The following is a 2374-nucleotide window of genomic DNA, read 5'->3' on the forward strand; positions in this document are numbered from 1 at the left end:
GTTCCAGACCCTCCGCTGCTGGCTGGTCCCGCCGGACCGGCCGGCCGGCGCCCCGCCCCGGCCGCCGCACCCGCTGCTGGGCCCGCCGGTCGAGCTGGCTGAGGGCAGCGGGCAGTGGTTCGACCAGACCCTCGCCGGCCCGGCCGCGGCCGAGGCCGGCGGCGCCCTGCTCGCCCGGGTGCACGGCGGCCCGGCGCTGTCCGCGGCGGCACTGGTGGACTGGGCGCTCGCCGCCGTCCGACGGCCCGACGCCGGGCCCGGGGCGCCGCGCGCGCTGTGGGACGTGGAGCTGGACGCCGCGGCGGCGCTGCCCGCCGAGGGGCAGCTGCGGTTGCAGACCCTGCGGGAGGCCGGCGCGGGCGGGCGCACCCTGGTGCGCGGCTTCGCCCACCTGGGCGGGCGCTGGGCCCGGCTGGTGAGCGCCACGGCCGCCGCCGAGCCGGACGGCCCGGACAACCCCGCCCCGGACCTGGAGGACCTGCGCTCCGGGCTCCGGGCCCAGGACGTGGACGCCTGGTACGACCGGCTCTGGCGCGAGGGCGTCGAGACCGCCGGTGCCGCCACCGTCACCGAGCTCCGGCAGAGCGGCGACGACCTCCTCGCCCGGCTGCGGCACGAGGAGGCCGGCGACGGCCTCCAGCCGCTCCTGGAGGCGGTGTTCACCCTGGCGGCGGCCTTCCACGGAGGCCCGGCCACGCCCGTCGCCCTGGACCGCCTCGCCGTCGCCGGCCCGCTGCCGGCCGAGGTGTGGGCGCACGTCCGGCACCGAGCCGACGGCTCGTTCACGCTCGCGCTGCTCTCCCCCGACGGCGCCCCGCTGGCGGCCGTCGAGGGCCTGCGGCTGCGGCCGGTCGCCCCGGCCGAGACCTCCGGACGGGCCGCGACCGCCCTGCGCCACCACGCGTTCGGCTGGCAGCCGCTGCCGGCGGCCGGCGGGCTCGCCACCATGGCGGCGCCCGAGGGCAGTTGGCTGGTCTTCGGCACCGACCCCGGGCAGGTGCGGAGCCGGCGCGCCCGGCTCGCCCTGGAGGGCGTCCCCGCCCTCGCCGTCCTCCCGGACGCCGGCGCCGCCGCCGGCGATCCGGAGACCCTGCTGGTCGCGCCCGAACTCCCGGACTCGCTCGACCAGCTGTGGGCGCAGCTGCGCCGCCGCGGGACCACCGTCGCGGGCCTGCTGCTGTACGGTCCGGACCCGGCGGGCGCCGGCGGCGAGCCGCTCGCGGAGGGCGAGGGGCGGTCCGCCCGGCACGGATTCGCCTTCCTCCAGGGCTTCCTGCGCGAGTTCGCGGCCCAGCACCCCACGGTCGTGCTCTGCTCCACCGGAGCGCTGGCCCCCCGCTCCCCGGAGGCCGCCGCGCCGCGCCCGGAGCAGTCGCTGCTCACCGCGCTGGCCCGGACCGTCACCTGGGAGCACCCGGGGCTGGCCTGCGTCCAGGTCGACCTGGAGCCGGGCGCCGCGGAGCCCGACGCCGGCACCCTGGTGCGGCACGCGGCGGGCGTCGCGGGCTCCGGCCTGCTGGCCGTCCGCGGCGGGCGCTGGTACGAGGCCCGGCTCCAGGAGGGCCCGCTGCCCGGCGAGGACCAGGAGGGCGTCAAGATCCGTCCGGACGCCGGCTACCTGGTGGTGGGCGGCGACCCGGCGGAGGCCTCGGCGGTGGTCGGCTGGCTGGCCGGCCAGGGCGCCCGCGCGGTGGCCGTGGCCGGGCCCGGACCAGTGGCCGTCGACGACGAGCGGGTGGAACTCCTGCACGTCGAGGGCGACTTCGGCGATCCGGCGGCCGTCGCCGCGCTGCTGGAGCGGGTCGACCGGGAGCTGCCGCCGCTGCGGGGTGTCGTGCACCTCGCCGACCCGGCGCCGCAGGCCCCGCTGGACGGCTGGGACTGGGCCGACTTCAGCACCGCCGTCGGCCGCGGCGTCCGGGGCCCCTGGCAGCTGCACCGGCAGACCTGGGGGCTGGACTTCCTGGTGTTCTCCAGCCCGGTCACCGCGCTGGCCGGCCACCCGGGCGAGGCGGTGGCCACCGCGGTCGACGCCTACCTGGAGGCGCTCGCCCACGAGCGGCGGCGGCAGGGCCTGCCCGCGCTGAGCGTCGCCTGGGGGCCCTGGCAGGAGGCCGGGCGGCCCGCGACGGCGGCCCTGGCGGAGTCCGGGATCCACCCGGCACCCGCCGGCGCGGCCCTCGGCGCGCTCGGCCGGCTGCTGACCGGCTCCGCGCCGCGCGCGGGCCTGGCCCGGGTCGACTGGGAGCGCCTGGTGCGCGCGGCCCGCCGCGGCCGGCCGTACGCGCCGCTGGAGGCGGCGGACGCGGACGGCGACGAGAAGCCCGTCAGCTTCGGCCAGCGGGCCTGACGGAAAAGCCGTGGTGCCCCGCTC

At 80.7% G+C, this 2374-nt stretch carries 1 protein-coding gene; it reads left to right on the forward strand.

The window, feature by feature from the left end:
- Window positions 1–2350 (forward strand): KR domain-containing protein (locus tag ACFU74_RS37050; RefSeq protein ID WP_380764540.1); only part of this gene is annotated, 2350 nt, incomplete at its 5' end.
- Between the last annotated feature and the right edge of the window lie 24 nt (window positions 2351–2374).

It is taken from the genome of Kitasatospora sp. NPDC057500, from assembly GCF_042802195.1.
Taxonomy (GTDB): domain Bacteria; phylum Actinomycetota; class Actinomycetes; order Streptomycetales; family Streptomycetaceae; genus Kitasatospora.